This is a genomic window from Corynebacterium jeikeium (assembly GCF_028609885.1).
GTDB lineage: Bacteria > Actinomycetota > Actinomycetes > Mycobacteriales > Mycobacteriaceae > Corynebacterium > Corynebacterium jeikeium.
This window is the reverse complement of record NZ_CP063195.1, coordinates 1,383,718-1,409,032: the sequence shown is the minus strand read 5'-3', so window position 1 is coordinate 1,409,032 and position 25,315 is coordinate 1,383,718. Positions and strand designations below refer to the sequence as shown.

Sequence of the window (25,315 nt, the reverse complement as noted above, 5' to 3'; positions counted from 1 at the left end):
GAACAGATGGAACTGCCCGCGCTAACCAGGAAACTCGTAATCTTCACGCTCGTCGGCGTGGTAGGGGCGTGCTTTGACTTCGGTACGAGGACGCTGCTGCTCAATCTCGGAGTCATTGGCTTCGTCGCGCGCGCTTGCAGTTACATTGTGGGAAGCACGGTTGCCTACTACCTCAACAGCTTCTTCACGTTCCAGGGGGATCGTTCGGGAACTGAGAAGGCTCGCGCCGCGGTGGTTTACACCATTTGTTTCTTAACAGCGGTTGTCGTCGATGCTTTGATGCGGAACTGGGGAACTGACTTGCCACACATACTGTTCTGGTCGTGGTTCGTCTCCCAGGCCGTCGCTACAGTTCTCAACTTCGTGTTGCAAAACACTTGGGTGTTTAGGGCGCAGGAAGCTGCTTAGCGCCGGATCGCTTTGATAGCATCAGGCAATGCACTTAAAGTCGTTGACGCTCAAAGGATTCAAGTCCTTCGCGTCCGCGACGACCCTGAAATTAGAGCCAGGCATCTGCGCTGTGGTGGGGCCCAACGGTTCCGGAAAATCCAATGTTGTGGATGCCTTGGCTTGGGTCATGGGGGAGCAGGGGGCGAAGACCCTGCGTGGCGGGAAGATGGAAGACGTCATCTTCGCCGGAACGGGGGACCGCAAGCCGCTGGGGCGCGCGGAAGTCACTCTGACTATCGACAACTCCGATGGCAAGCTGCCCATCGAATATTCCGAGGTTTCCATCACGCGCCGCATGTTCCGCGACGGCGCTTCGGAATACGAGATCAACGGGGCCAAGGCCCGCCTGATGGACATCCAGGAGCTGCTGAGCGACTCCGGCATCGGCCGCGAAATGCACGTGATCGTCGGGCAAGGCCGACTATCGCAGATCCTGGAATCGCGCCCCGAGGAGCGCCGCGCCTTCATCGAGGAGGCCGCTGGTGTGCTGAAGCATCGGCGTCGAAAAGAAAAGGCGCAACGCAAGCTCGTCAACATGCAGGCCAACCTCGACCGTCTGCACGACCTGACCGACGAGCTGCGCAAACAGCTCGGGCCGCTGGCGCGCCAGGCAGAGGCCGCGCAGAAGGCCTCCGCCGTGCAGGCCACCATCCGCAGCACGCGCGTGCAGCTGGCTGCGCACAAGGTCAAGCAGCTATCCGAGGAGCTCAACGACTCGACGCGGCGCAGCGAAATGCTGGCCGAACAGCGCGCTGAACTGCAGGCGGAGCTGGAGGAACACAGCGAGACTCTGGCCGTCACCGAGGAAGAACTACGCACAGCCCTGGAGGAAGCCGAGGCGGCGAAAAACCTCTGGTACCGGCTGTCCGCAGTGCAGGAGAAGAACTCCGCCACCCTGCGTATCGCCACCGACCGCGCGGAACAGGCTCAGGTCGCCGAATGGTCGGGCCCCGACCCGCAAGAGCTGCTGGAACGCGCCGAGCGCGCCGCCGAGGAGCAGGCGGAGCTGGAAGAGAACGTGGAGATCGCCGCTGAGAAGCTGGAGACGATCGCCGAACAGGTCGCGGAGGCAGAGGAGGCCGCCCACGCCGCCGAGCAGGAACACTTCGCCCAGGTCCGCGCCATTGCCGACCGGCGCGAGGGCGTGGTGCGCCTGCTGGCCCAGCACGAGGCCGCCGCCACCCAGCGCGACAACGCCGCCGCGGAGGTCGAGCGCCTGCAAGAAAATGCTGCCGAGCAGCAGGAAACCCTCGACGGCCTGATGGAGGACATCACCGAGGCGGAGGAGGCTCTGCGCGAGACCGAGGCTTCGGGCGGCGACCTGGAGGAAACCCGCACCCAGGCCGACCGCGAGGCCGCAGGCGCGGAGGAGCGCGCCGAACAGTTGCGCGCCGAGCAGCTGCAGCTGGAGCGCGACATCGCCACCGCCGAGGCCACCATTGCCGCCTGGCAGGACCGCCTGACACCCACCGACGGCGCTGCGGTGGTTGTCCGCGCCGCCGACAAGGAGGGCATCGCTACCCGCCGCCTGGCCGAGCAGCTGCACATTCACGACGGATGGGGTGCCGCCGCGGCCGCCGTTTTGGGCGATGCGGCGAGCTCGGGAATTGTTGCCCCTCTTTCTGACGCCCTCATTTCCGCCCTCACCGATGCCCGCGAAGGCCGCGCGGTGCTGCTGGACCCGGGAGCCCCGGAGGGGGACACGAGCGCGACGTTCCGCCTGGATACGGACGTCTCCGCAGGCAAGTGGCTGCTGGACCTGATGGACGTGCCCGCCGACCTGCTGCGCCCCCTGACAGCCCTGCTGGTGGACGTCGTGGCCGTGGGCAGTGCAGCGGAAGCCCGAAAGGTCGTGGCCGCGGACCCGCGCCTGCGCGCGGTGACGAAGGAAGGCTCCGTCTACGGCGCCGGGTGGGTCGCCAGCGGCTCCGGCGGGACAACCCCTGTCGAGTTGGCGGATAAGATTGCGGCGGAGACAGAGGGCGTCACAAAGAAAAAGAAGGAACTAGGCGACCTGCAGGCCGCACTATCCGGTGCACTCGACGCGGCCAGCGACCTGCGTACCGCCGCGGCTGCGGCGCGCGCGGCGGAACAGGAGCATCGGGCACTGCGTGATGCGGCGGCCAAGCGCCTGAGCGCACTGCAGAAGCAGGGCGAGGCAGCGCAACGCCAGCTGGAGCGCAGCACCGCCGAGCAACAATCCGCCGAACAGCGCCTGGCGAAGGCCACTGAGGAACTCGACGAGCTGGCCGACCGCGTGGCGCGCGTGGACGACGAGGAGCACACGACCGAGCCGTCCTCGGCTGAACGAGATGCTGCCGCGCTGCACCTTTCGCAGATCAAGACCATGGAGATGGAAGCCCGCCTGGCCCAGCGCACCGCCGAGGAACGCGCGCAATCTACCCGTGGCAAGGCGGAGAACCTGCGCCGGCAAGCCCGGGCGGAAGAAGCCGCGCGTAAACACCACCAGCAGCAACAGGCCCGTCGCGCCGCCGCCCGCGAGATGGCCACGTGCGTGCGCGAACAGGCCCAGCGCATCGCCGAACGCATCGCCGACGCGCTGGCCACTGCCGAGGCCAACCGCTCGCACACCGAGCAGGCGCACAAGCAGTGGCAGTCCACGATGGCGCAGCAGCGCGACAAGGTCTCCGCGCTGACCGCGCACCTGGGGCGCATGAACGACAACGCGCACTCCGCTGAGCTGGCGCGCACCCAGGCGCAGGTCAAGATCGAGCAGGCGGTGGCCGGCGCGATGGAGCAGCTGGGACTCACCGCCGAGCAGCTGCTGGCCGAGGAGCTGCCGGAGGACTTCGACGCGGCCGCTACCAAGGCCGAGCTGAAGAAGGCCGAGAAGGCGCTGAACTCCCTGGGCAAGGTGAACCCGCTGGCGCTGGAGGAGTTCAAAGCGCTGGAGGAGCGATACAACTTCCTGGCCCAGCAGCTGGACGACGTCGAGCGGGCGCGCAATGACCTGCACGAGGTCATCGCGGACGTGGATGCCACGATCCTGCAACTGTTCACCGAGGCGTGGCAGGACGTCGAGGTCGCCTTCCCGCAGGTCTTCAGCACCCTGTTCCCGGGTGGCGCGGGCCGGCTGGTGCTCACTGACCCGGACGACATGCTGACCACCGGCATCGAAGTCGAGGCTCGCCCGCCGGGCAAGAAGGTCAAGCGCCTGTCGCTGCTGTCCGGTGGCGAGAAGTCCCTGACCGCCCTGGCGATGCTGGTGGCGATCTTCAAGGCCCGCCCGAGCCCGTTCTACGTGATGGACGAGGTCGAGGCCGCGCTGGATGATGTGAACCTGCGGCGCCTGATTGCCCTGTTCGAGGAGCTGCGGAAGGATTCCCAGCTGATCGTTATCACCCACCAGAAGCCCACCATGGACGTAGCCAATGTGCTGTACGGCGTGACAATGCGCGGCGATGGCGTGACCAGGGTGATTTCGCAGAGGATGGCTCCCGAGAAGACCGCCTGACCGGTGACGTAGGATGGTTGCGTGAGTTCCAGCGAGAAGATCCCAGCCAGCGCAGCACCTACCACCAGCCCGATCTCCGACATGCAGGATTCGCTCCTGCCGTGGGCCTCGTCCACCGAGGCGGCTCTGGCCGGAAAGCTGGCCGACGTGGAACTTTTCGTAGAGCTAGACATCGACGGCGACGAGCTGGAGCGCACCAGCCGCTTCTTCGGCACCTTCATCGCCCGCCAAGTCGCCGCCGGTTCCACAGAGGAGGCCCTGCTGCAGGCCTGTCCCGCGCTGACAATCGCCACGTTGCTCTCCCGCGCCGCGCGGTTCCACGAGGTCTCGGAACTGCCAGCCGAGTACTGGTACGGCCTTGGTTTGGAGCCGACGCCCACACGTACCCAGCTGATCGAGGGGCGTTTTGGGGAACTACTCTCCGCCGCTGGGCTGGATCCCATGGATGCGGTATCCGGCGGGCCGGACGGGGAGCTCGGGCGACTATTTGCGCACGTAGGAATTGCCTCTGACTGGGTGCCGGAGCTGATCGAGCTGGTGGATAACCGCCGGGCGGACAGTGAAGCCAGTGAGGACAGTGGGGAGGGAGCCGACGCCGCCGACATTGCGCGGGCAGTTGTGGCCGAGCTGGCCGATGAACCGCGCCAGGTAGGTCCGCTGTGTGCCACCTTGCCGGAGGCGGCGGTGAAGCTGATCGCCCCGATCGTGGAGATCGTCTCCCACGCCGCCGCGCACCCGGACTCCTGGGAGTACACGCTTCCCGCCGTGGAGCTGCCCGCACTCATCCTGGAGGATGTGATTGAAGAGCTGCGGGAGAGGCCGGTGGGCACGCAGGATCGGCGTCACAGCGTGGGCGTGGCACACCGCGAAGACCAGCCGCGCCTGCAGCTAGATACGCTGCGCCAGCGCGTGGTTCTGCGCCTGCCCTCGCAGCCCCTGGAGAGTGAGGGGAAGGTACACACCGAAGTGCGCTGGCGGGTGGACTTCGACGGCGAACCCGCCGCCTTCCGCACCATGCATGCGGATAACGCGGGCCGGGCCGTGACCGAGATCCTGGACATTCCCGTGCGCCAGCCGCTGCGCAAGGTCAGCGTGCGCAACGCCAACGACGGCCAGCACTGGCAGCTACCGCTGGTGGATACCGAGGACCCCGTGCTGGTGTTCACCATCCGCGGCACGGACCTGACGGACCGGGTTTCCCTGCACCACGAGCAGGTGTATGTGGTGGTTCCCTCCGAGACTGCCGCTGTGGATCCGGTGACCGGGGCGGACATCCCGGTGCTGGAAGAACAGCCGATGAAGAGCTGGAACGGCTGGGTCATCCGCCTGCTGGACTTAAGCGAATGTCTGAGCCTGCACATCGCCAAGCCGGGCGAGCGCAGCCCGTCCATGGCCGGAGTTCGTGCCGTGGACCCGCGCCAGCGCGCCCAGTTCGTGGAGCCCGACGACGTGGTCGGTGGCGTGGAGACCACCTCCGGCAAGGTGATCCACTCCCAGAGCCTGCAGGTGGAATTCCCGCCGACGATTTCCGGCGCGGACGAGATCTGGTACCTTTCCGTCTCCGCCTATGCGGGGCCCGGCAAGACCGGCGAGGCCGTCTCCGACGAGGAACCGCTGGAGGTTCCCGCCGAAGGCGGCGTGTTCGACGTCTTCGACCCCGAAGCGTGGGATAGCCCCTGGGTAGGCGAGTACTTGGTGCGCCTGCGCGGCCCCCGCAACGAATCCTTCCGCCACGAATACGCCCTGGTAGAGGGGCTTTCCCTGGAGATGGAATTCGGCGGCCCCAGCAATCAAACGCGCCTGCCGATGGCTGGCGGTCTAAGCCCCGTGACGGTGCGCCTGCTGCCGGGGGAGAAGCCCTTCGAGAAGATCCCGCCGCAGAAGCTCGGGCCCACCGATCGCTTCAGCACCACCGTCGTGCAGACCGACGCGGGCGATGCCCTGCCCGTCATCGTCAAGCCCTCCCGCCTGCGCTACCAGCTGACGATGCAGGGGGAGGATCCGATGTGGCGCACCGACCCCATCGAAGTCTCCGCCCGTTCCATCGATACGCAGACCCGCTTCCGCGTGCGCCCTGGATTCCGTCCGGGCATGGGCTCCAAGGCGGAGAACCTGGCGCTGATGGACGACGCCCGCGTGGTGATCCGCAACCACCACGGCTCGCCCGTGCGCACCCTGAAGCTGGAAACGATAGACGAGGTCACCTGGTTCGTGGACCTCGCCAGCGCCGCCGGGTCCCTGGCCACACTGACCTCCGGAGCCATCGAGCTGGAGTTCGTGGAGGACCGCCGCGTGAGCGTGCGCCTGGCCCGTATCGGGCCCGGGTTCGACTACACTGCCTCAGTCGATGGGGATGCCCTGTTCATCCACGGCGGGGACGAATCTGAAGAGACGCCGGTACAGTTCGGCGCGCCGGGTGCCGGAGCGTGGGTTTGGCCCATCACCGCGCCCTGGCAGCCCGCATACTTCGTGGAGCTGCAGGCTACGCCCAGTGCAGCAGGCACCCTAGAGAAGAGTGCTCTAGCCCAGGGCACACTGCCCGCCGAGCTCGTGGGCGCTGGCCCCTTGAGCGTGCAGCTGTTCGGCCGCGACCGCTTCAACTACCTGCGGGCTCCCGTCGCCGCCGGCCAGCACGCCGCCGTCGCACAGGCCGAGGGCTACTTCGGGGCCAACAAGGAAGACGCCGACACCGACCCGTGGGTGCAGCTGGCCGCCTTCCTGGCGGGCGAATCCGAAGAACTCCCCAGCGATACTGCAACGCTTTCCACCCTCTGGGACGTGCAGGCCGGTTGGCTACGCGGACGCTTCGACGTACTGGACAACCTGCGCACCGCGCTGACGAACAACCCGCGGGAATCCGTGCACGCCATGTCGCAGTCCCTGGTCCCCGCTGCCGACCGCCCCGCGCAGTTCATCCTCTCCGGACTGGTGCACTCCACCCTGGTGGGAGCCGAAGCCGAGCGCTCGAATCCCCCGTGGATCGCAGCCCTCGAGATCCTGGGGGATATGTCGCTGGTTGACCCCGAAGGGGCGTCAGAAGAAAAAGAACAAGACAAGCGCCTGCGGCAGGAGCTCAAGAAGGTCGCCGGGCAACCCGCCGTGCAGACCGTCGATACCGGCCGCGACGTGTCCCTGGACACCGCGTGCATCGACAGCACCACCGTGCAGATCGCGCACATGGACCCCGCACAGCAGAAGGCCGTGCTGGACATGTTCTTCGGCAAGGCCGGAGTGGTGCCGGGCGCGCTGAGCGAGGAAAACAGTCGCCTCATCGCCGTGTTCGAGACCTTCAACAAGCGCGCCGAGCTCTCCGAACTGCTGGGCGACCCGGAGCTGATGAAGACCGCAGTTACGCTGCTGCGCAAGGTGAAGGCCGCCAACCGTCAGCTGTACCTCTCCGCGCGCGTGCGCTTCGACCGCCTGGAGGGCGTGGATACCGACACTCCGGAAAACCGCTGGGCGCTGACGCCCGTGATCTCCATGGTGTTCGCCCTGGCCACCCGCATGTACGCGCACAAGAAGATGTCCAGCCTGGGCAAACTGCTCAGCGCCTACCCGGGGTGGGCGGCCATGGCGCGGCTGGTGCCAGACCTAGTGACCGGGGACATCGTCATGGCAGATGCCATGGTGCGCGGCGTGTTCGGGCCGACTGTCTGACGGAAGGTGCATAATTCGTGGAGTGAATGTTGATCGCAAAAACACTCTGCGTCCGCTGGCGGGATCGCGTGGTTTCTTTCCCCGCTTCATCGGAACCATCCTGTGCGCCTATGCTCTGATGGCGCTGGCGCTGAGCATCTCCACCGCAGCACGTGTGCATGTTCGCCAACTGCTAGTGGTGATGGATAACGTCTTCCTGCCAGTCCCCGTGCCCTCCGTCGCGTGGTCCGCCGCGTTGCTGGTGCTGGGCATAGGTCTCTATCGGGCCAAACGTGCAGCCTGGGTGGTAGCCGTGGCCGCGCTGCTGATCCTTAACTGCAGCAATGTGCTGCTGCTTTTGCTACCGCAATACTTCTACGTCGGCCCTGAGTGGGCGCACTCGCTGTTTGTAGCGGGAATGGTTGTACAACTCCTCTTGCTGCTCCTGATGCTTCGGCAGCGCAAAGATTTCTACACGCACACAGTGAAAGGTGCGATCCTGGCGGCCTTCCTGCTCTGGCTGGGCGGCACCGTCGCGGTGTTCCTGATTGCCTTGGTGCTGGTGCACTTCTTCCACGGCAACCTGGCGCCGGAATGGCGAGCGCTGTGGGCGCTGAACCACTCCGCCGGATTCTCCCTGTTCACCCACGTACACACAGGCGGCCACCCGCCGAAGCTCATCACCTTCCTGGTTTCCGCTCTGTCGGCGCTGGTGCTCCTCGCCGCGGGGCTGATGCTGCTGCGCTCCCACCGCGACGAATATGGCATCAGTGCAGAGGACGAAACCGCCTTGCGCGCCCTGATCCGGCGCTTCAACACGAACGACTCGTTGGCATACTTCGCCACCCGTCGCGATAAGTCCGTGGTCTACGAACCCAAGGGGCGGGCAGCGGTGACATACCGCATCGAGGCCGGCGTGTGCTTGGCGTCCGCAGACCCCATTGGCGACCCGCGGTTCTGGGACCAGGCAATCACCGCTTGGCTGGATCGTACACGGGAATTCGGGTGGGTGCCGGCGGTGATGGGGGCGTCCGAACAAGGAGCAAGGGCCTACGAAAAGCAGGGGCTAAGCTCTATCCACTTGGGCGACGAAGCAGTGATTGATACGCAGAGCTTCCACCTTTCCGAACTACGAGAAGTGCGTCAGGCGCGGGCCCATGCGCAGAAGGCAGGAGTGCGGGTGCGTATCCGGCGCCACGGCGAGTTGAGCATCGAAGAGATGCAGCGCGTAGAGGAATTGGCAGAAAAGTGGCGCGATACAACCGACGAACGTGGCTTCTCTATGGCGCTTGGAAGGCTCGGCGATCCGCAGGACAAGGACTGCCTCTTGGCAGAGGCCCTGGTGGGGGACGAGATTGTGGCAGTGCTGTCGTTTATCCCCTGGGGGCTAAGCGGCACCTCGCTGGACCTTATGCGTCGCAGCCCGGAGGCTCCTAACGGCACGGTCGAAACTATGATCGTGGCGCTGTGCACTGAAGCGAACCTGCACAAGCTCTCTCTGAACTTCGCAGTTTTCCGCGAACTGTTCGCCAGCGAGGATGCCGTGGCCGTGGGGCCTATTCGCAGGCAGACACGCCGGGTGCTGACATATCTGTCGAAGTGGTGGCAGATGGAGACGCTCTATCGCTCCAACCAGAAGTACAAGCCGGTGTGGATCCCGCGGTATGTCTGTTACCCGGATTCCTTGTCGATGGCGCGCGTGGGCATTGCATCTGGCATTGCGGAGGGCTTCGTACCCACTTTCGGCAGCGCGTTTGGTAGTTTGTTTGGGCGGGGAACCGAGGAGCATCGTGAATACGCCACCAGTGGGCAGCCCGAAGCAGCACAGGCGCTGAACTACGTTGAACAGCTAACGGATGCCCACAAGAAAACCGCCAGCGAGCAGACCGCCGTGCGAATCAAAAAGGCACTGGCATTGCGCGAAGCTGGGGTAGAGCCGTGGCCGGTCGCGGCGCGTGGTGCCGGAGAACGCTTGGACGTTGCTGTGGTGCAGTGTGTTGAGATTGCCGAAGGTAGTGACGCCACCACTTCCGGCCCGCTGCGCATTTCAGGTCGTATCGTGGCCAAGCGCGAGTTCGGGGCAGTGTCCTTTATCGACCTGCGGGATGCCTCCGGCAAATGCCAAGTTCTAGTCGAGGCGCCGGGGGAAGAACTGGCCGCGAGGATGCGTGCCCTGGATCTGGGCGACCTGATTGCAGTAGTAGGAACGCGCGGGCATTCACGGACTGGCGAGCCTTCTCTGCTGGCAGAGGCCATCGAATTGGAGGCGAAGGATCTGCACCCCCTGACGCGCCGTGGCGCGGGGATCGGGGAGGTCAACGCCCGACTGCGTGCCAGGTCGGTGGTGAACGCCGCGATCCGCCGCACGCTTGGGGACCTGGGGTTCATGGAAGTGGAAACCCCGATTCTGCAGCGTGTTCACGGTGGTGCGAATGCGCGCCCATTTAGAACGCGGAGTAACGCTGCGAATCAGGACCTCTACCTGCGCATCGCCCCGGAGCTGTACCTGAAGCGCCTGCTGACCCAGGGGGCGGAAAAGGTTTACGAGCTGGGACGTGTGTTCCGTAACGAGGGTGTGGACGCTACCCACAACCCGGAATTTACAACTGTGGAAGCCTACGAAGCGCACAGCGACTACGAGTCGATGCGCTGGGTAGCTCAGCGGATCATTCAGGCGGCCGCCACTGCTTACCACGGGGAGCCGCTGGTGCTGGACCCGGAAGGCAACCTGGTGAGCATCGCCGAGAACTTCCCGGTGAAGACCGTCTACGAGGCCATCAGCGAGAAAGTGGGGCAATCGATCACCCCGGAGACGAATTTCGAGACGCTGCTAGAGCTGTGTGCTGTACATGGGATTGCTACCCAGCCAGGGTGGGATTCCGGTGAGGTAGTGCAGGAGATGTACGAGGCTCTGGTCGAATGCACCACCACTATGCCGACGTTCTACACGGACTTTCCCACTAGTGTCTCGCCGCTGACCCGCCAGCACCGAAGCCAGCCGGGCGTGGCCGAGCGCTGGGACCTCGTTGCCTGGGGAGTAGAGCTCGGAACAGCGTATTCGGAGCTTACCGACCCACTGGAACAACGTGACCGCCTGGAGGCGCAGTCGCTGAAGGCAGCGGGTGGCGACCCGGAAGCGATGGAAGTTGATGAGGCGTTTCTGCGTGCCTTGGAAGACGGCATGCCGCCGACTGGCGGGTTGGGGCTTGGCGTCGACCGCCTCATTATGCTGCTCACGGGCCGTTCAATCCGCGAGGTCCTCAGTTTCCCAGCCCACCCCGGCGGGCAATAAACGGGAAAGCCAAGGCTAGGCCGGAGCGCCAAGTCCGGAAGTTGTGTCCGCCGTCGACCTCGTTATAGCTGGCCTCCATTTTCGCCTTCACAGCCAGTTGGTGAAGGTGCTTGAGGTCTTTGACGGCCTGACTGTCGTCGCGTCCGGCGATAAACATGCCTGCAGTATGGGGATAAGTGCGGGTCTTCAGCAGGTCCTCGGGGTTATGCGCTTTGAATTTATCTTCCGATCCGCCGAAGAAGTTCCGTACTGTTGATTCGTGGCTATTGCCATCGTCGGGTGTGCGCTCCCCGGAGATATTCACGAAGCTGCCGTAGGCATCGGGATGGTTCGTGACGACCTGAAGCGTGCAGGTTCCGCCGTAGGAAAGCCCGCCGATGGTCCATGTGCGTTGGTCAGGGTTGGGGGAGAGGTGGTGCTGCACCCAGGAAGGCAGATCCTCTGTCAGGAAGGTCTGTACTTTACCCTTGTTGGAGTCCGTACACACCGGGTTATTCCATGTACCGCCGGTTGCGTCGGCGGAAACAATAATAGGGGCGACCCCGCCGTGTGCCTTCTGGTACTTGCGGGCTACGTCGGTAGCGTCACCGGTATCGAACCATTGGTCGGGGTCTCCGGGGATACCTGCCAGCAGAACCAGTACCGGTAGCTGGGGACGGGGAGAGGTAAACCACGCCGGTGGCAGGTATATGCGTAGGTCGCGTGCTTGGAAGCCTGACTTCTTCTTCGGAGCCGAAACTTTCAGAATGCTTCCCTCGGCCGGGATGTTATCGTGCGTTGTCTTACGCCATTCCTTGAGGGGTACCGATTGCGCTTTCGGTAGTTCGTCCACATTGTTGAAGGTTCGCAGCTTGACGGGATCGATCTGCCCGACATCCGGAAACAGGTCATAGGATTGGTTCGCTACTGCTGCGCTGCCGACCGCTAGTACGGCCACCAGCAGGATCGTCCAAATCTTCTTTAATGACGCCCCTACGCACCAACCCGCCAAGTTTGCGGCGAGGAATAGCGCGGCGGTGCCCGCTACCAGTCTGAATCCGAGCTCCGACCAAGGTGTGGTGGTGCCCCACATGAGGAGGACGAGTCCGCCACAAGTGAGAATGGCGGTGACACCTGTTGACCAGATCATTGCCCTTTTCCGACGGCCTGCAGGCTCGGTGGGCAGTGAGTAAAACAGGGCGGTCAGGGTGGCAAAAATGAGCACCCAGGTGATTACCTCCGGCCAGGTGCCGGTGAGGGGAATGTTGCGGACAAACTCAGTCACGAAGGTTTATATTAGGCCGGAAGATGCGAGAACCTACTTTGCTGTGCTGAGACACGGTATTGCAGTTGGCGTTGGACTCGGCATTGTGGACGAAGTTCTGATTCACTGGAGGCTATGAATAGTGTTTTGATGTGGGTCCTTATTGGCCTTTTGATTCTTGCCATTGTCGTGGCGATTCTTGTTGTTCTGGGTCTGCGCCGGAACAAGGCGAAGCAGGTTTCCTTCGAGAAGAAGGATGAGATCGAGCAGAAGAAGCCCAGCAGTGGTGATTACAAGGCCCAGGGCGGATTTAACTTCACCGCCGGTGGTGGTGCCGGAGCCGGTGCCGCGACTGCCGAGAAGCAGCCGGAGTTGCGTTCCGACCAGGAGCTGAAGAAGCCCGAAGCAACCCCGGAGCCCAAGGCCGCTCCGGAGCCGGAGCCGACGCCGGAACCGGAAGCTACCCCCGAACCTAATTCAGCTCCCGAGCCGGAGGCTCCGAAGTCCGCTCCGGCCCCGGCACCCACTGCCGAGCCAGAGCCGGTTGAGGAACCGAAGCCAGTCGCTGAGCCCGAGCCTGAACCGGAACCCGAGCCGACGCCCGAGCCGGAACCCGAACCAGAGCCAGCCCCCGCGGAACAGCGCGAGGAGATCGCGCCCGTCCAGGGCCGCCTGGGTAAACTGCGCGGTCGCATGTCCAAGTCGCAGAATGTCATCGGCCGTGGCGTGCTTGGCATCCTGAGTGCCGGCGACCTCGACGAGGACGCGTGGGAGGAGATTGAAGACACCCTTCTGATGGCCGACCTGGGCACCCCAACCACCATGAAGGTTGTCGACGACCTGCGTGAGCGCATCGCCGTCAATGGTGTCTCTAGCGAGGCTGAAGCCCGCGGCATGCTCCGCGAGGCGCTGATCGACGCCTGCAAGCCGGACATGGATCGCTCCATCAAGGCCATGCCCTACGAGGGCAAGCCAGCCGTAATCATGGTGGTGGGCGTCAACGGAACCGGTAAGACAACCACCACCGGTAAGCTGTCCCGCGTGCTCATCGGCATGGGTCACAAGGTTCTGCTCGGCGCGGCGGATACGTTCCGTGCGGCCGCGGCTGACCAGCTGGAGACGTGGGGGCGTCGAGTGGGGGCAGAAACCGTACGCGGTGCAGAGGGCGCAGACCCTGCCTCCGTCGCTTTCGACGCGGTGGCGAAGGGCATCGACTCCGGCGTGGACGTCGTGCTGGTCGATACCGCCGGCCGCCTACACACCAGCGTGGGCCTGATGGACCAGTTGGGCAAGGTGAAGCGCGTGGTGGAGAAGAAGGCGAAGGTCGACGAAGTGCTGCTGGTGCTGGACGCGACCGTCGGCCAGAACGGCCTCATGCAGGCACGCACGTTCCGCGAGGTCGTGGACATTTCTGGCGTGGTGCTCACCAAGCTCGACGGCACCGCAAAGGGCGGCATCGTCTTCCAGGTGCAGGAAGAACTCGGCGTGCCAGTGAAGATGGTGGGCCTCGGCGAAGGCGCGGACGACCTGGCTCCGTTCGAGGTCGAGAGCTTCGTCGATGCACTGCTGGGGTAAAAAATAAGCCCCTTCGGACAGCAAAAAGTTAAGAATTTACGTAAATAACCCCGTATGTGTGCAGCGTACGGGGTTATTCGCGTTGTCCGGCCGAGATCCTAGTGATCTGCGTCTCAAAAAATTTTTTCTTTCCGGAAAGTGCATTCTCAGCATCTTATTCTTTGCAGCACAAGTGCTGAGACTCACAGATATGGATGTGAAAAATGACCCCAGATCAACTTGTACTGACCTCCGGAAATTCGGCTTGGATGCTCATCAGCGCGTCGCTGGTGCTGCTCATGACCCCAGGCCTTGCACTGTTCTACGGCGGCATGACTGGCCGCCGCCAAGTGCTCAACATGATGATGATGTCCTTCGGCGTGATGGCCATCGTCCCCGTCCTCTACGTGCTGTGGGGCTGGTCGATGTCCTACGCCGGCACGGACATCGCAGGGTTGTTCGGTAACCCCTTCACCGCATTCGGTCTTTCTGGCGAAATTACTGACGCCGCGGGCCAGCCGATCGAAGGTGCCAACGGATACCCCAACGCCATCGACATCGGCTTCCAGGTGACCTTCGCGATCATTTCGACCGCCATCATCTCCGGCGCACTGGCCGGGCGCGTGAAGTTCGCAGCCTGGTTCGCCTTCGCCGGCGCGTGGGTGACCCTGGCGTACTTCCCACTGGCCCACATGGTGTGGGGCGGCGGCCTGCTCGGCGACGGTGAGAACTCCATCGCTGCTTGGATGTTCGGCTCCACCGACGGGGAAGCCAACATCACGCCCATCGACTTCGCAGGTGGCACCGTGGTGCACATCTCCGCCGGCACGGCGGCGCTGGTTCTGGCTCTACTCGTTGGCAAGCGCGCAGGCTTCCCCTCCAAGGTGGGGCGCCCGCACAACCTGCCGATGGTGATGCTCGGTGCCGCTCTGCTGTGGTTCGGTTGGTACGGGTTCAACGGCGGCTCCGCCTTCGCCGCCGACGGAATGGCTGGTCTGGCCTGGATCAACACTACGGTCGCTACCGCGGCCGCGATGCTTGGCTGGATGCTCTGTGAAACTATCCGCGACCGCGCCGCTACCTCTCTGGGTGCCGCGTCTGGCGCCGTGGCAGGTCTGGTTACGATCACCCCGGCGGCTGGAACGTTGACGCCCCTAACTTCCATCGTCATTGGATTTATTGGTGGCGTCATCGCTTGCATGGCAATCGGCCTCAAGTACCGTTTCGGCTACGACGATTCCCTCGACGTCGTGGGTGTGCACCTGGCCGCAGGGCTGTGGGGCACGGTGGGCCTGGCGCTGCTGTCGAAGGACAACGGTGTGTTCACCGGTGGCGGGGTAGATGGCCTCAAACTGCTGGTGGTGCAGATCGTGATCGCAGTGGTGGCAATGATCCTCTCCGGTGTGGCTACCTACCTGATCGCGCTGGTGATCAAGGTCACGATCAGCTGGAGGGTCGACGACGAAGGCGAGGATACGGGCATCGACCTGGTGGAACACCGCGAGTCCGCCTACGATCTTAACGTCACCTCGAGCTCGCATATCCGCAGTATGTACAGCGCCGAGAACCCCCAGAACAGCGCCCAGAACAAGGGAGAAGAATCGTGAAACTCATCACCGCAGTAATCAAGCCCTTCACACTGCCAGATATTCGCCAGGCCCTCGAGGCCATCGAGATCCACGGCTTGACCGTCAGCGAGACCCAAGGTTTCGGCCGCCAGCGCGGCCACAGCGAGGTGTACCGCGGCGCCGAGTTCGCGGCGGACTTCGTGCCGAAGGTAAAGCTAGAGATCGTGGCGGCGGACGCCTCGGTAGATAGCGTCGTAGACGCGATTGTCGGCGCCGCCTGCACCGGAAAGATCGGCGACGGAAAGATCTGGATCACCCCGGTGGACGAGGTGATCCGCGTGCGCACCGGCGAGCGCGGAGAGGATGCGCTGTAAAACGGCGCTCTAAAACGCGCTAAAACACCTGTGAAATGTGACTGTCGTGTAGGCCACTGGCTAAGCTAGGGGAGTTATAAGCCAACCTCCGATACCTACAAGGGAGCACTAAGTAGTGTTTGAGTCTTTGTCAGACCGCCTGCAATCTGCCATGAAGGGCCTTCGTGGCAAGGGCAAGCTGTCCGAGGCTGATATTAATGCCACCGCGCGCGAGATCCGCCTCGCGCTGCTGGAGGCAGACGTATCCCTCCCGGTGGTGCGCGCCTTTATTAAGCGCATCAAGGAGCGCGCCGCCGGGGCAGAGGTATCCGAGGCGCTGAACCCAGCCCAGCAGGTCATCAAGATCGTCAACGAGGAGCTCAAGGAGATCCTCGGCGGTGAGACCCGCCGGCTGAACCTGGCTAAGCACCCGCCGACAGTCATCATGCTGGCCGGTCTGCAGGGTGCCGGTAAGACCACCCTGGCCGGCAAGCTGGCCCTGCACCTGGCCAAGCAGGGCCACACTCCCATGCTCGTGGCCTGTGACCTGCAGCGCCCGGGTGCGGTGCAGCAGCTGCAGATCGTCGGCGAGCGCGCCGGCGTAAAGACTTTCGCCCCGGACCCGGGTACCAGCCTGGATTCCCACGACCACGAGATGGGCACCAGCCACGGTGACCCGGTCGACGTCGCGCAGCGCGGTATCGAGGAGGCTTACCGCAGCCAGCACGACATCGTCATTATCGATACCGCGGGTCGCTTGGGCATCGACGAGGAGCTCATGCGTCAGGCGCGCAACATTCGCGATGCGGTGGAGCCCGACGAGGTGCTCTTTGTTATTGACGCCATGATCGGCCAGGATGCCGTTACTACGGCCGAAGCGTTCCGCGATGGCGTGGACTTCACGGGTGTCGTCCTGACGAAGCTGGATGGTGACGCCCGCGGTGGTGCCGCACTGTCGATCCGTGAGGTCACCGGCAAGCCGATCCTGTTCGCCTCCACCGGCGAGAAGCAGGAGGACTTCGACGTCTTCCACCCGGATCGCATGGCCAACCGCATCCTCGGCATGGGTGACGTGCTCACCCTGATTGAGCAGGCCGAGCAGGTTCTGGACGCCGAAAAGGCCGAAGATTCCGCCATGCGCATGGCCTCTGGTGACCTGACGCTGGAGGATTTCCTCGAGCAGATGCTGATGATCCGCAAGATGGGTCCCTTGGGCAACATCCTGAAAATGATGCCCGGTGGGTCCCAGATGTCGAAGATGGCCGACATGGTGGATGAGAAGGAACTGGACCGCATCCAGGCCATCATCCGCGGTATGACCCCGGCTGAGCGCCAGGACCCGAAGATCCTGAACGCCTCCCGCCGTAAGCGCATCGCAAACGGCTCCGGTGTTAGCGTCTCCGACGTGAACAAGCTGGTCGAGCGCTTCTTCGAGGCCAAGAAGATGATGGGCAAGATGGCCGGCCAGTTCGGCATGGGCGGACGCTCTGCAACGAAGAAGCAGAAGAACCACCGCAAGGGCAAGAAGGGCAAAAACGCCAAGAAGCGCAAGAACATGCGTAAGGGCATGGGCGGCGGCCAGGGGATGCCTGGCATGCCGGGGATGCCGGGTATGGGCGGCGGAATGCCCAGCATGAAGGACCTGGAGAAGATGCAGGAGCAGCTTCCCCCGGGCTTCGAGGGCATTGACCTGTCGAAGATGAACTTCCCGAAGAAGTAGCGGGCACTGCCAGCAGAGGATTTGGTTCCCGCGGGTGCCGGCTACTACACTTATGCAGGTTGTCTGTGTAACACCGTCCCCGACCACGGTCGGCCGGTGGTCACGCGCAGCAAAAATACGAAGGGTTGAACCGGCTCTGGCCAGAAAAATTTTTTAGCGGGTTTTCCACAGAGATTCTTCGCAGAGTGTCTGAACTGCCCAGTGACCAACTAGAAGAAAAGGAGCCATCACATGGCCGTCAAGATTAAACTGCAGCGCCTGGGTAAGATCCGTACCCCGGAGTACCGCGTCGTCGTTCAGGACGCTCGCACCAAGCGTTCCGGAAAGATTATCGAGAACCTGGGCATCTACCAGCCCACCCAGGAGCCGTCCCTCATCCAGATCGACTCTGAGCGCGCACAGTACTGGCTGGGTGTCGGCGCACAGCCGACCGAGCCGGTTCTGGCTCTGCTGAAGGTCACCGGCGATTGGCAGAAGCACAAGGGTATCGAGGGCGCCGAGGGCACCCTGAAGGTGGCCGAGGAGAAGAAGTCCAAGCTGGACCTGTTCAACGAGGCTCTGGCTGAGGCTGCCGACGGCCCGACCGCTGAGGCCATCACCGAGAAGAAGCGCAAGGCCAAGGAAGAGGCAGAGGCTAAGGCCGCTGCTGAGGCTGCCGCTGAGGAAGAGGCTGCTGCCAAGGCAGCCGAGGAGGCCGAGAAGGCTGAGGCTGACTCCGAAGGCGAGGCAGAAGCTGAGGCCGAGTCCGCAGAGTAAAAGCAGCGGCGGTGCGCACCGCCACCAGCTTTCCAACCCCAGGTTGAGTATTTACTGCTCACCTGGGGTTTTCTTTGTTTGTAAGGTGGCTTCCAGGGTGTCCTTCAAGCTATCCATTGTGGCAATTGCCCACGGAACGCACCACTTGAATGTGTTGTCGGTCATGGGGAGTAGACTAAATGACTGTCATCACAGGCCGGCCGTGCGCCGACCATTGAGTTTTTCGCGAGAGGCAAAGAAGGCATCCTCAATGAACGTCGAAGAAACCGTCAGCGGTTACTACCAGCAGATCATTCAACGCAACGCGGGGGAGCCAGAGTTCCACCAGGCCGTTTCAGAGGTGCTGGACAGCCTGACGTACGTCCTGAAGAAGGACGACCACTACGCAAACTACGCACTCATCGAGCGCATGTGTGAGCCGGAGCGGCAGGTCATCTTCCGTGTCCCGTGGATCACTGACGAGGGTGAGGTGCGCGTGAACCGCGGTTTCCGTGTGCAGTTCAACTCCGTGCTCGGCCCCTACAAGGGTGGCCTGCGCTTTCACCCTTCGGTGAACCTGGGCATCATCAAGTTCCTGGGCTTCGAGCAGATCTTCAAGAACTCCCTGACCGGCCTGCCGATCGGCGGCGCAAAGGGCGGCTCCGACTTCGACCCGAAGGGTAAGTCGAACCGCGAGATCATGTCCTTCTGCCAGTCCTTCATGACGGAACTGCACACCCACATCGGCGAAGAGGTCGACGTTCCCGCCGGTGATATCGGCGTGGGTGGTCGCGAGATTGGTTACCTGTTCGGCCAGTACCGCCGCATGACGAACCGCCACGAGTCCGGCGTGCTCACCGGTAAGGGGCTGACGTGGGGCGGCTCCCTGGTGCGCACCGAGGCCACTGGCTACGGCACCGTGTACTTCACCCAGGAAATGATGGGCGCCCACGACGATCGCTTCGACGGTGCCAAGGTCATCGTCTCCGGCTCCGGTAACGTCGCCATCTACGCGGCCCAGAAGGCGCAAGAGCTTGGCGCTACCGTCGTGGCTATGTCTGATTCCTCTGGCTATGTGTGCACCCCGGAGGGCGTGGACATCGAGCTTTTGAAGGACGTTAAGGAGGTTCGCCGCGCCCGTCTGTCCGACTATGCCAAGGAGACCGACGGGGTGACGTACCACGAGGGCGGCAACATCTGGGAGGTCGAAGCCGACGTGGCTCTGCCGTGCGCCACCCAGAACGAGTTGGACGGTGAGTCGGCCATCATGCTCGCCGATAACGGCTGCCGTTACGTCGCCGAAGGCGCGAACATGCCGTGCACCCCGGAGGCTATAGAGACTTTCCGCAAGCGCAAGGTTTTCTTCGCTCCGGGTAAGGCCGCCAACGCCGGCGGTGTGGCTACCTCCGCACTGGAGATGCAGCAGAATGCCTCCCGCGATTCCTGGACCTTCGACTACACGGACAAGCGCCTGCGCGACATTATGCGTGGAATCTTCAAGCGTTGCGATAGGACGGCCCGGGAATATGACCGCGAAGACGATTACGTCCTCGGCGCCAACATCGCCGGCTTCCGCAAGGTGGCCGATGCAATGCTGGCACAGGGTGTTATCTAGCCTATGGAGTTGCAGATCGGCCGGGTGATCAAGCCCCACGGCGTGCGGGGAGAGGTGGTCGTTGATCCCACGACGGACACCCCGGAACTGCGTTTCGCCACTGGCGAGGTTCTGAAAGGCAAGCAAGCGGGCAAGGAGCTGTCCTTGACCGTCCGTTCCTTCCGCCCGCACCAGGGGCGCCTGCTGGTCACCTTCGAGGAGATCGCCGACCGCACGGCTGCCGAGTCCCTGCGCGGCGTGCGCTTCTTCGCCGCTCCCGTGCACGATGAGGACGACGATGGTTTCTACGACCACGAACTCGAAGGTCTCACCGCCTACCTCCTCGCCCCCGGCACAGACCTAAAGGGCGACGAGATCCAGCTTGGGGATCTGGTCGGGGAAGTTGTTGCCGTTGAGCACACTCCGGCCGGGCAGTTGCTCGTTATTCTTATTGACGCCGAATCCCAGCTGCCGACCGCTGGAAAGGAAGTGCTCGTACCCTTCCGCCACCAGATCGTCCCGGTTGTAGACCTGGAAGAGGAGATCCTCGTACTCACCCCGCCTGAGGGGCTTTTGGAGCTGAGCTAGTTTTGCGCCTAGATGTAGTAACGATCTTCCCCGAATATTTAGAGCCGCTGCGCCACGCGCTGCTAGGCAAGGCCATAGAGCAGGGGATTCTAAGCGTTGGCGTGCATAACCTGCGCGCCTGGACCAACGACGTCCACCAGTCAGTGGATTCCACCCCGTGCGGCGGTGGCCCCGGCATGGTGATGAAGCCCGAGGTCTGGGGGCCAGCCCTCGACGACGTTGCGGCCGGCACCGGCCCGGCGGCCACAGTCAGCGACCTGGAAAGCTCCGCGGAGCACAAGCGAAACCTGCGGCCAGCCACTACCAATGGCGATGCTGAGCCTTTAGGGGAGAAGGCAGGTGGCGTCACAAAACCGCTGCTTATTGTCCCCACACCCGCAGGAAAACCGTTCACCCAAGACATGGCAGAACGGTGGAGCACCGAAGAACACGTCGTGTTTGCCTGCGGCCGCTACGAGGGCATCGACCAGCGAGTGGTGGAGGATGCACAGAACCGCTACCGCGTGGAAGAAGTCAGCATTGGCGACTATGTGCTGATCGGCGGGGAGGTCGCCGTGCTGGTCATGGCCGAGGCGATGGTGCGGCTGATCCCGGGCGTACTGGGCAACCAAGCCAGCCACCAGGAGGATTCCTTCCAGGACGGGCTGCTGGAAGGCCCCAGCTACACGCGCCCCCGGCAGTGGCGCGGGCTGGACGTGCCGGACGTGCTGTTTAGCGGCAACCACGCGAAGATTGCGCAGTGGCGGCGCGAACAATCCCTCGCCCGAACCAAAAAAATACGCCCGGACCTGCTGGATAGCGTGGAGCTATCCAAGGCAGATCGGGCGTATCTGGACGGGCTGGAGCTCTAGCAACTAGTGGTCAGCGCCCGGGATGGCGTTGACGTGATCGCGGGGCTCGTCGCCTTCTGCGTACAGCGGCATGTCCTGCTTGGCGTGGTAGAAGGGGATGTCGATCGGATCCAGGGGCTTGTCGCCCTTGATCAGGTCGGCGGCCTTCTCTGCCAGCATGATGACCGGCGCGTAGATGTTGCCGTTGGTGATGATCGGCATGACCGATGCATCGGCGATGTACAGACCCTCAACACCGTGGACCTGCATGGTCTCCGGGTCGACAACGGCCATCTCGTCGTCCGCCGGGCCCATCTTGGCGGTGCAAGACGGGTGCAGAGCGGTCTCTGCGTCGTTGCGTACCCACTCCAGGATCTCCTCGTCGGTCTCCACAGCGGAGCCGGGGGAGATCTCGCCGTCGGTGAATTCCTTCATTGCCGGGGTATCCAGCAGCTTGCGGGAGGTGCGCACGGCCTCGACCCACTCGCGGCGGTCCTGTTCGGTGGCCAGGTAGTTGAACAGGATCTCCGGCTTGTCCTTCGGGTCGTTCGACTTGATGTGCACGTGGCCCTTGGTGTCGGAGTACATCGGGCCGACGTGGAACTGGAAGCCGTGCTCGCCCTCCGGCTGGGAACCGTCGTAACGGATCGCCATCGGCAGGAAGTGGAACATCAGGTTCGGGTAGTCCTCGTTCTCGTTGGAGCGGGCGAAGCCGCCGGCCTCGAAGTGGGAGGAAGCAACCGGGCCGCGGCGGGTCAGCAGCCACTGCAGGCCGATGAACGGGCGGTTGATCATCTTGTAGTACGGCTGGGAGCTCACTGGCTGGGTGCAGTTGTACTGCACGTAGACCTCGAGGTGGTCCTGCAGGTTGTTGCCCACGCCGGGCAGGTGCTTCTTGACCTCGACGCCAGCCTTTTCCAGGACCTCGCGGTCACCGATGCCGGACAGCTCCAGCAGCTGTGGGGTGTTGAAGGCGCCGCCACAGAGGATGACCTTGTCGGCGAAGACACGGTGGGTCTGGCCCTTCCACTGGTACTCCAGGCCTACCGCCTTGCCATTTTCGATGATGACCTGCGTGGTGTAGGCGCGAGTGCGCACGTCCAGGTTCTTGCGGTTCATGACCGGGTGCAGGTAGGCGCGAGCGGCGGAGAGGCGCTTGCCGCCCAAGATGTTGCGGTCGAAGGGAGCGAAGCCCTCCTGGCGGTAGCCGTTGACGTCGTTGGTGAGGTTGTAGCCGGCCTGCTGGACGGACTTGAAGAAGGCCTGGAACAGCGGGCTGGTGGCCGGGCCGCGGGTCAGCTTCAGCGGGCCGTTGTGGCCGCGGCGCGGGTCGTTAGCGTCGGCGCCCAGAGCGGTTTCCATCTTGTTGAAGTAGGGCAGGACGTGGCTCCAACCCCAGTTGGACATGCCAGGCAGCTTGCCCCACTTCTCGTAGTCCATCGGGTTGCCGCGCTGGAAGATCATGCCGTTGATGGAGGAGGAGCCACCCAGCACCTTGCCGCGGGCGTGGTAGATACGACGGCCGTTCATCTCCGGTTCCGGCTCGGATTCGTACTGCCAGTCGTAGTGCTTGTCGCCGATGGGGAAGGAGAACGCCGCCGGCATGTGGATGAACAGATCCCACAGGGAGTCCGGGCGGCCGGCCTCCAGGACCATGACGTCCTTGGTGGAGTCTTCAGAGAGTCGGTTGGCCAATACGGAACCTGCGGAACCGCCGCCAACGATGACGATGTCCCGACGACGGTCTTCGATTACCTGGCCTGTGGTGTCGTTCTTCTTTCCTGGAATCAGCTTGTCAATGAAGCTCATCTATTCACTCGCCTCCTAGTTAAATGACTGAACGTAAACCAGTATGCCATTTTCTTTTACAGATCGCTAGATGGCAGGTAAAAGGCATGATTAATATACCTCACTAGTGAAGTGTAAATAGACACCTATGTGAGGGGTAATGCTGGAAAATTAGAAAGACCTGTGTATTCTAGGGAATTGTATTTCTGAGAAAATGAACTCCCTTTGGCGTAGTAGCGATCGTGGAGAACAAGAGGAGAATTACATGACAAATCCCGAAAACGACCACCAGCCGGAGGCGGCCGAAAGCGCCTCCCGGCGCCTCGTGAGCAGGAAAAAAGCCTCTGCCCCGCGAGTGATCGTCGGCTCTTTTGATGTTAACGACCGTGATAGCTATTCGCCGGGTGAAGTAACGGACCCCAAGACCAACTGGCCCGTCTTCATCGTTTCGGCACTCGGCATCCTGGCCGTCGCCCTCTACGCTTTCTTCGGTCGCGAGCAGGCCAAGGACACCCTGGGCACCGTCACCGGCTGGATCTCCACGAACCTCGGCTGGTTCTACATCGTCACCGCGACGGTAGCCGTGATTTTCGTCCTAGTGGTTGCTTTCTCGAAGTCGGGCAACATTCGCCTGGGGCCGGACCACTCCCGCCCGCAATTCCGCCTCTTTTCTTGGTCGGCGATGCTCTTCGCCGCCGGCATTGGCGTGGATCTGATGTTCTTCGCCGTCGCGGAGCCGGTGACTCAGTACATGGCGCCGCCAGTAGGGGAGGGGCAGACCCGCGAGGCTGCAGAGCAGGCAGTCGTGTGGGCACTGTTCCACTACGGCATCACAGGTTGGGCCCTGTATGCCCTGATGGGTATGGCCTTCGGCTACTACGCCTACCGCCTGAACATGCCACTGGCCATCCGCAGCGCCTTGTACCCGCTGATCGGTAAGCGCATCCATGGGCCCATCGGCGGTGCAGTGGACATCGCCGCCGTGCTGGGCACCGTCTTCGGCATCGCAGCTTCCCTGGGCATCGGCGTGGTGCAGCTGACCTACGGCCTGCACCTCATCTTCGGCTGGGACCAGGGCGTGGCCGTCCAGTCCGGCCTGATCATCTTCGCCGTCGGCATCGCCACCCTGTCCGCCATCTCCGGCGTGGATAAGGGCATTAAGCGCTTGAGTGAGATCAACGTGTTGCTGGCCATCGGGCTGGTCCTCTACGTCACCGTCACGGGCCAGACTGCCTTCCTTCTTGACGCCCTCGTGATGAACATCGGCGACTATGTCTCCTCCTTCCCGGGCATGACGATGGACACGTTTGCCTTCTCCGAGGATCCGGAGGCCACCAAGGAATGGATGGGCGCCTGGACGCTGTTCTTCTGGGCCTGGTGGGTAGCCTGGGCGCCCTTCGTCGGCCTGTTCCTGGCTCGCATTTCCCGCGGCCGCACCCTGCGCCAGTTCGTCGTCGGCGTACTGACAATTCCGTTCCTGTTCATCCTGCTGTGGATGAGCCTGTTCGGTAACACCGCCCTGAAGCGCGTTGTCAGTGGCGACATGGACTTCGCGAACAACACCATGGAAGCTCCGGAGCAGGGCTTCTACGCACTGCTGCAGGACATGAACGGCGGCGCGGTGCTGATCGTCCTGTGCACCATGATTGGCCTGCTGCTGTACATCACCTCCGCCGACTCCGGTGCGCTGGTGACCGCCAACTTCACCTCCAAGATCGAGGATTCCCGCCAGGACGGTGCCAAGTGGTCCCGCATCTTCTGGGCCGTGCTGGTCGGCGTGCTGACGCTGGTCATGCTGCAAGTTAACGGCGTCGAAACAGTGCAGCTGGCAACCATCGTGATGGGTCTGCCGTTCACGATCGTGATCTACCTCATCATGTTCGGACTATGGCGCTCCCTGCGCCTGGAGAGCTACGCCACGGAGGCCCGCAGTATCTCCCTGCACAGCGCCATGTCCGGCCGCTCCGGTGCCGGTGGGGACAAGCAGTCCTGGCGCAAGCGCCTGTCTCGAGCATCCACCTGGCCGAGCCAGGCCAAGGCCAACGAGTACCTCACTAACGTGGCGCAGCCTGCGCTGGAGGCCGTTGCCCGCGAGCTGAAGGACGAGGGAATCGACACTACGCTGGTGGCTGCCGACGTGCCGAACCTGCCGGTAAACCAGCTGGACCTCACCATCCACCTGGGTGAAGAGCAAGACTTCCGCTACCAGATCTACCCCTTGGAGCACCCGGTGCCGAGCTTCACCCGCAGCACCAGTAATGGGGAGAACTACTACCGTCTCGAGGTCTTCGACAACACCGGTTCGCTGGGCTACGACATCTACGGCTACACCACGGAGCAGCTGATCGATAACGTCCTGGACCTCTACGAGCGCCACCTGGAGTTCCTGCACATGCAGCGCGATCTTCCGGGCACCTCCGACATGTCCGACGGCGCGGATCCCGTGCGCACCTGGACTGAAGACTAAAACCTGGACCAACTGGACTAAA

15 protein-coding genes are annotated in these 25,315 nt (G+C 63.2%); 13 read left to right on the top strand and 2 right to left on the bottom strand.

The window, feature by feature from the left end:
• Positions 1-6 precede the first annotated feature (6 nt).
• Genes CJEIK_RS06225 through lysX form a run of 4 tightly spaced genes read left to right on the top strand, consistent with a single transcriptional unit; the run spans position 7 to position 10,853 of the window.
• Complete coding sequence (locus tag CJEIK_RS06225) at positions 7-408, top strand: GtrA family protein (protein ID WP_005295346.1); 402 nt, start codon at positions 7-9, stop codon at positions 406-408.
• Positions 409-436: 28 nt separating this feature from the next.
• Positions 437-3,925 carry a chromosome segregation protein SMC gene (gene smc, locus CJEIK_RS06220; protein ID WP_077536113.1) on the top strand — a complete coding sequence of 1,163 codons (3,489 nt, stop codon included), beginning with the start codon at positions 437-439 and terminating at the stop codon, positions 3,923-3,925.
• A gap of 21 nt (positions 3,926-3,946) precedes the next feature.
• Positions 3,947-7,582 carry a hypothetical protein gene (locus tag CJEIK_RS06215; RefSeq protein ID WP_172457281.1) on the top strand — a complete coding sequence of 1,212 codons (3,636 nt, stop codon included), beginning with the start codon at positions 3,947-3,949 and terminating at the stop codon, positions 7,580-7,582.
• Positions 7,583-7,604: 22 nt separating this feature from the next.
• Positions 7,605-10,853 (top strand): bifunctional lysylphosphatidylglycerol synthetase/lysine--tRNA ligase LysX, encoded by a 3,249-nt coding sequence (gene lysX / locus CJEIK_RS06210; RefSeq protein ID WP_050760833.1) that lies wholly within the window; start codon positions 7,605-7,607, stop codon positions 10,851-10,853.
• Here lysX and CJEIK_RS06205 read toward each other — a convergent pair.
• Positions 10,822-12,117, bottom strand: coding sequence for an alpha/beta hydrolase (locus CJEIK_RS06205; protein WP_005295334.1), 1,296 nt, complete (start codon positions 12,115-12,117; stop codon positions 10,822-10,824). The two genes, lysX and CJEIK_RS06205, sit on opposite strands and share 32 nt — an antisense overlap.
• 129 nt (positions 12,118-12,246) lie before the next feature.
• On the opposite strand from CJEIK_RS06205, the gene ftsY reads away from it, so the two are divergent.
• The 8 genes from ftsY (at position 12,247) to trmD (ending at position 21,059) form a co-directional block, all read left to right on the top strand.
• Positions 12,247-13,671 (top strand): signal recognition particle-docking protein FtsY, encoded by a 1,425-nt coding sequence (gene ftsY, locus CJEIK_RS06200; RefSeq protein WP_034965005.1) that lies wholly within the window; start codon positions 12,247-12,249, stop codon positions 13,669-13,671.
• Between the two features lie 203 nt (positions 13,672-13,874).
• Positions 13,875-15,257, top strand: coding sequence for an ammonium transporter (locus CJEIK_RS06195; protein ID WP_034965003.1), 1,383 nt, complete (start codon positions 13,875-13,877; stop codon positions 15,255-15,257).
• Positions 15,254-15,592, top strand: coding sequence for a P-II family nitrogen regulator (locus CJEIK_RS06190; protein ID WP_005295327.1), 339 nt, complete (start codon positions 15,254-15,256; stop codon positions 15,590-15,592). Before CJEIK_RS06195 ends, CJEIK_RS06190 begins: the two co-directional genes overlap by 4 nt.
• A 115-nt stretch (positions 15,593-15,707) precedes the next feature.
• Positions 15,708-17,291, top strand: coding sequence for a signal recognition particle protein (gene ffh, locus CJEIK_RS06185; protein WP_034965000.1), 1,584 nt, complete (start codon positions 15,708-15,710; stop codon positions 17,289-17,291).
• 231 nt (positions 17,292-17,522) lie between these two features.
• Entirely contained in the window at positions 17,523-18,047 is a 525-nt protein-coding gene (rpsP, locus tag CJEIK_RS06180) for a 30S ribosomal protein S16 (RefSeq protein ID WP_005295323.1), read from the top strand.
• Between the two features lie 250 nt (positions 18,048-18,297).
• The gene (gene gdhA / locus CJEIK_RS06175; protein ID WP_005295321.1) at positions 18,298-19,641 is read left to right on the top strand and encodes an NADP-specific glutamate dehydrogenase; all 1,344 of its coding nucleotides are present in this window, start codon (positions 18,298-18,300) and stop codon (positions 19,639-19,641) included.
• Positions 19,642-19,644: 3 nt separating this feature from the next.
• Positions 19,645-20,208: a ribosome maturation factor RimM gene (rimM, locus tag CJEIK_RS06170; RefSeq protein ID WP_005295319.1), complete on the top strand. Its 564-nt coding sequence runs from the start codon at positions 19,645-19,647 to the stop codon at positions 20,206-20,208.
• A 2-nt stretch (positions 20,209-20,210) separates the two neighbouring features.
• Positions 20,211-21,059, top strand: a complete 849-nt coding sequence (gene trmD / locus CJEIK_RS06165; RefSeq protein ID WP_005295317.1) for a tRNA (guanosine(37)-N1)-methyltransferase TrmD — start codon at positions 20,211-20,213, stop codon at positions 21,057-21,059.
• Positions 21,060-21,062: 3 nt separating this feature from the next.
• On the opposite strand, the gene betA is transcribed toward trmD, so the two are convergent.
• The gene (betA, locus tag CJEIK_RS06160) at positions 21,063-22,847 is read right to left on the bottom strand and encodes a choline dehydrogenase (RefSeq protein WP_005295313.1); all 1,785 of its coding nucleotides are present in this window, start codon (positions 22,845-22,847) and stop codon (positions 21,063-21,065) included.
• Positions 22,848-23,091: 244 nt separating this feature from the next.
• Between betA and betT the strand changes: the two genes are divergently transcribed.
• Positions 23,092-25,293 carry a choline BCCT transporter BetT gene (gene betT, locus CJEIK_RS06155; protein WP_011273707.1) on the top strand — a complete coding sequence of 734 codons (2,202 nt, stop codon included), beginning with the start codon at positions 23,092-23,094 and terminating at the stop codon, positions 25,291-25,293.
• The last annotated feature ends 22 nt before the right edge of the window (positions 25,294-25,315 follow it).

Excerpts from the sequence above, each read along its gene's own strand:
- CJEIK_RS06195 (WP_034965003.1), top strand. The coding sequence starts at position 13,875 with ATGACCCCAGATCAACTTGTACTGACCTCCGGAAATTCGGCTTGGATG.
- gdhA (WP_005295321.1), top strand. The coding sequence starts at position 18,298 with ATGAACGTCGAAGAAACCGTCAGCGGTTACTACCAGCAGATCATTCAA.
- betT (WP_011273707.1), top strand. The coding sequence starts at position 23,092 with ATGACAAATCCCGAAAACGACCACCAGCCGGAGGCGGCCGAAAGCGCC.
- betA (WP_005295313.1), bottom strand. The coding sequence starts at position 22,847 with ATGAGCTTCATTGACAAGCTGATTCCAGGAAAGAAGAACGACACCACA.
- rimM (WP_005295319.1), top strand. The coding sequence starts at position 19,645 with ATGGAGTTGCAGATCGGCCGGGTGATCAAGCCCCACGGCGTGCGGGGA.
- ftsY (WP_034965005.1), top strand. The coding sequence starts at position 12,247 with ATGTGGGTCCTTATTGGCCTTTTGATTCTTGCCATTGTCGTGGCGATT.
- smc (WP_077536113.1), top strand. The coding sequence starts at position 437 with ATGCACTTAAAGTCGTTGACGCTCAAAGGATTCAAGTCCTTCGCGTCC.
- CJEIK_RS06225 (WP_005295346.1), top strand. The coding sequence starts at position 7 with ATGGAACTGCCCGCGCTAACCAGGAAACTCGTAATCTTCACGCTCGTC.
- rpsP (WP_005295323.1), top strand. The coding sequence starts at position 17,523 with ATGGCCGTCAAGATTAAACTGCAGCGCCTGGGTAAGATCCGTACCCCG.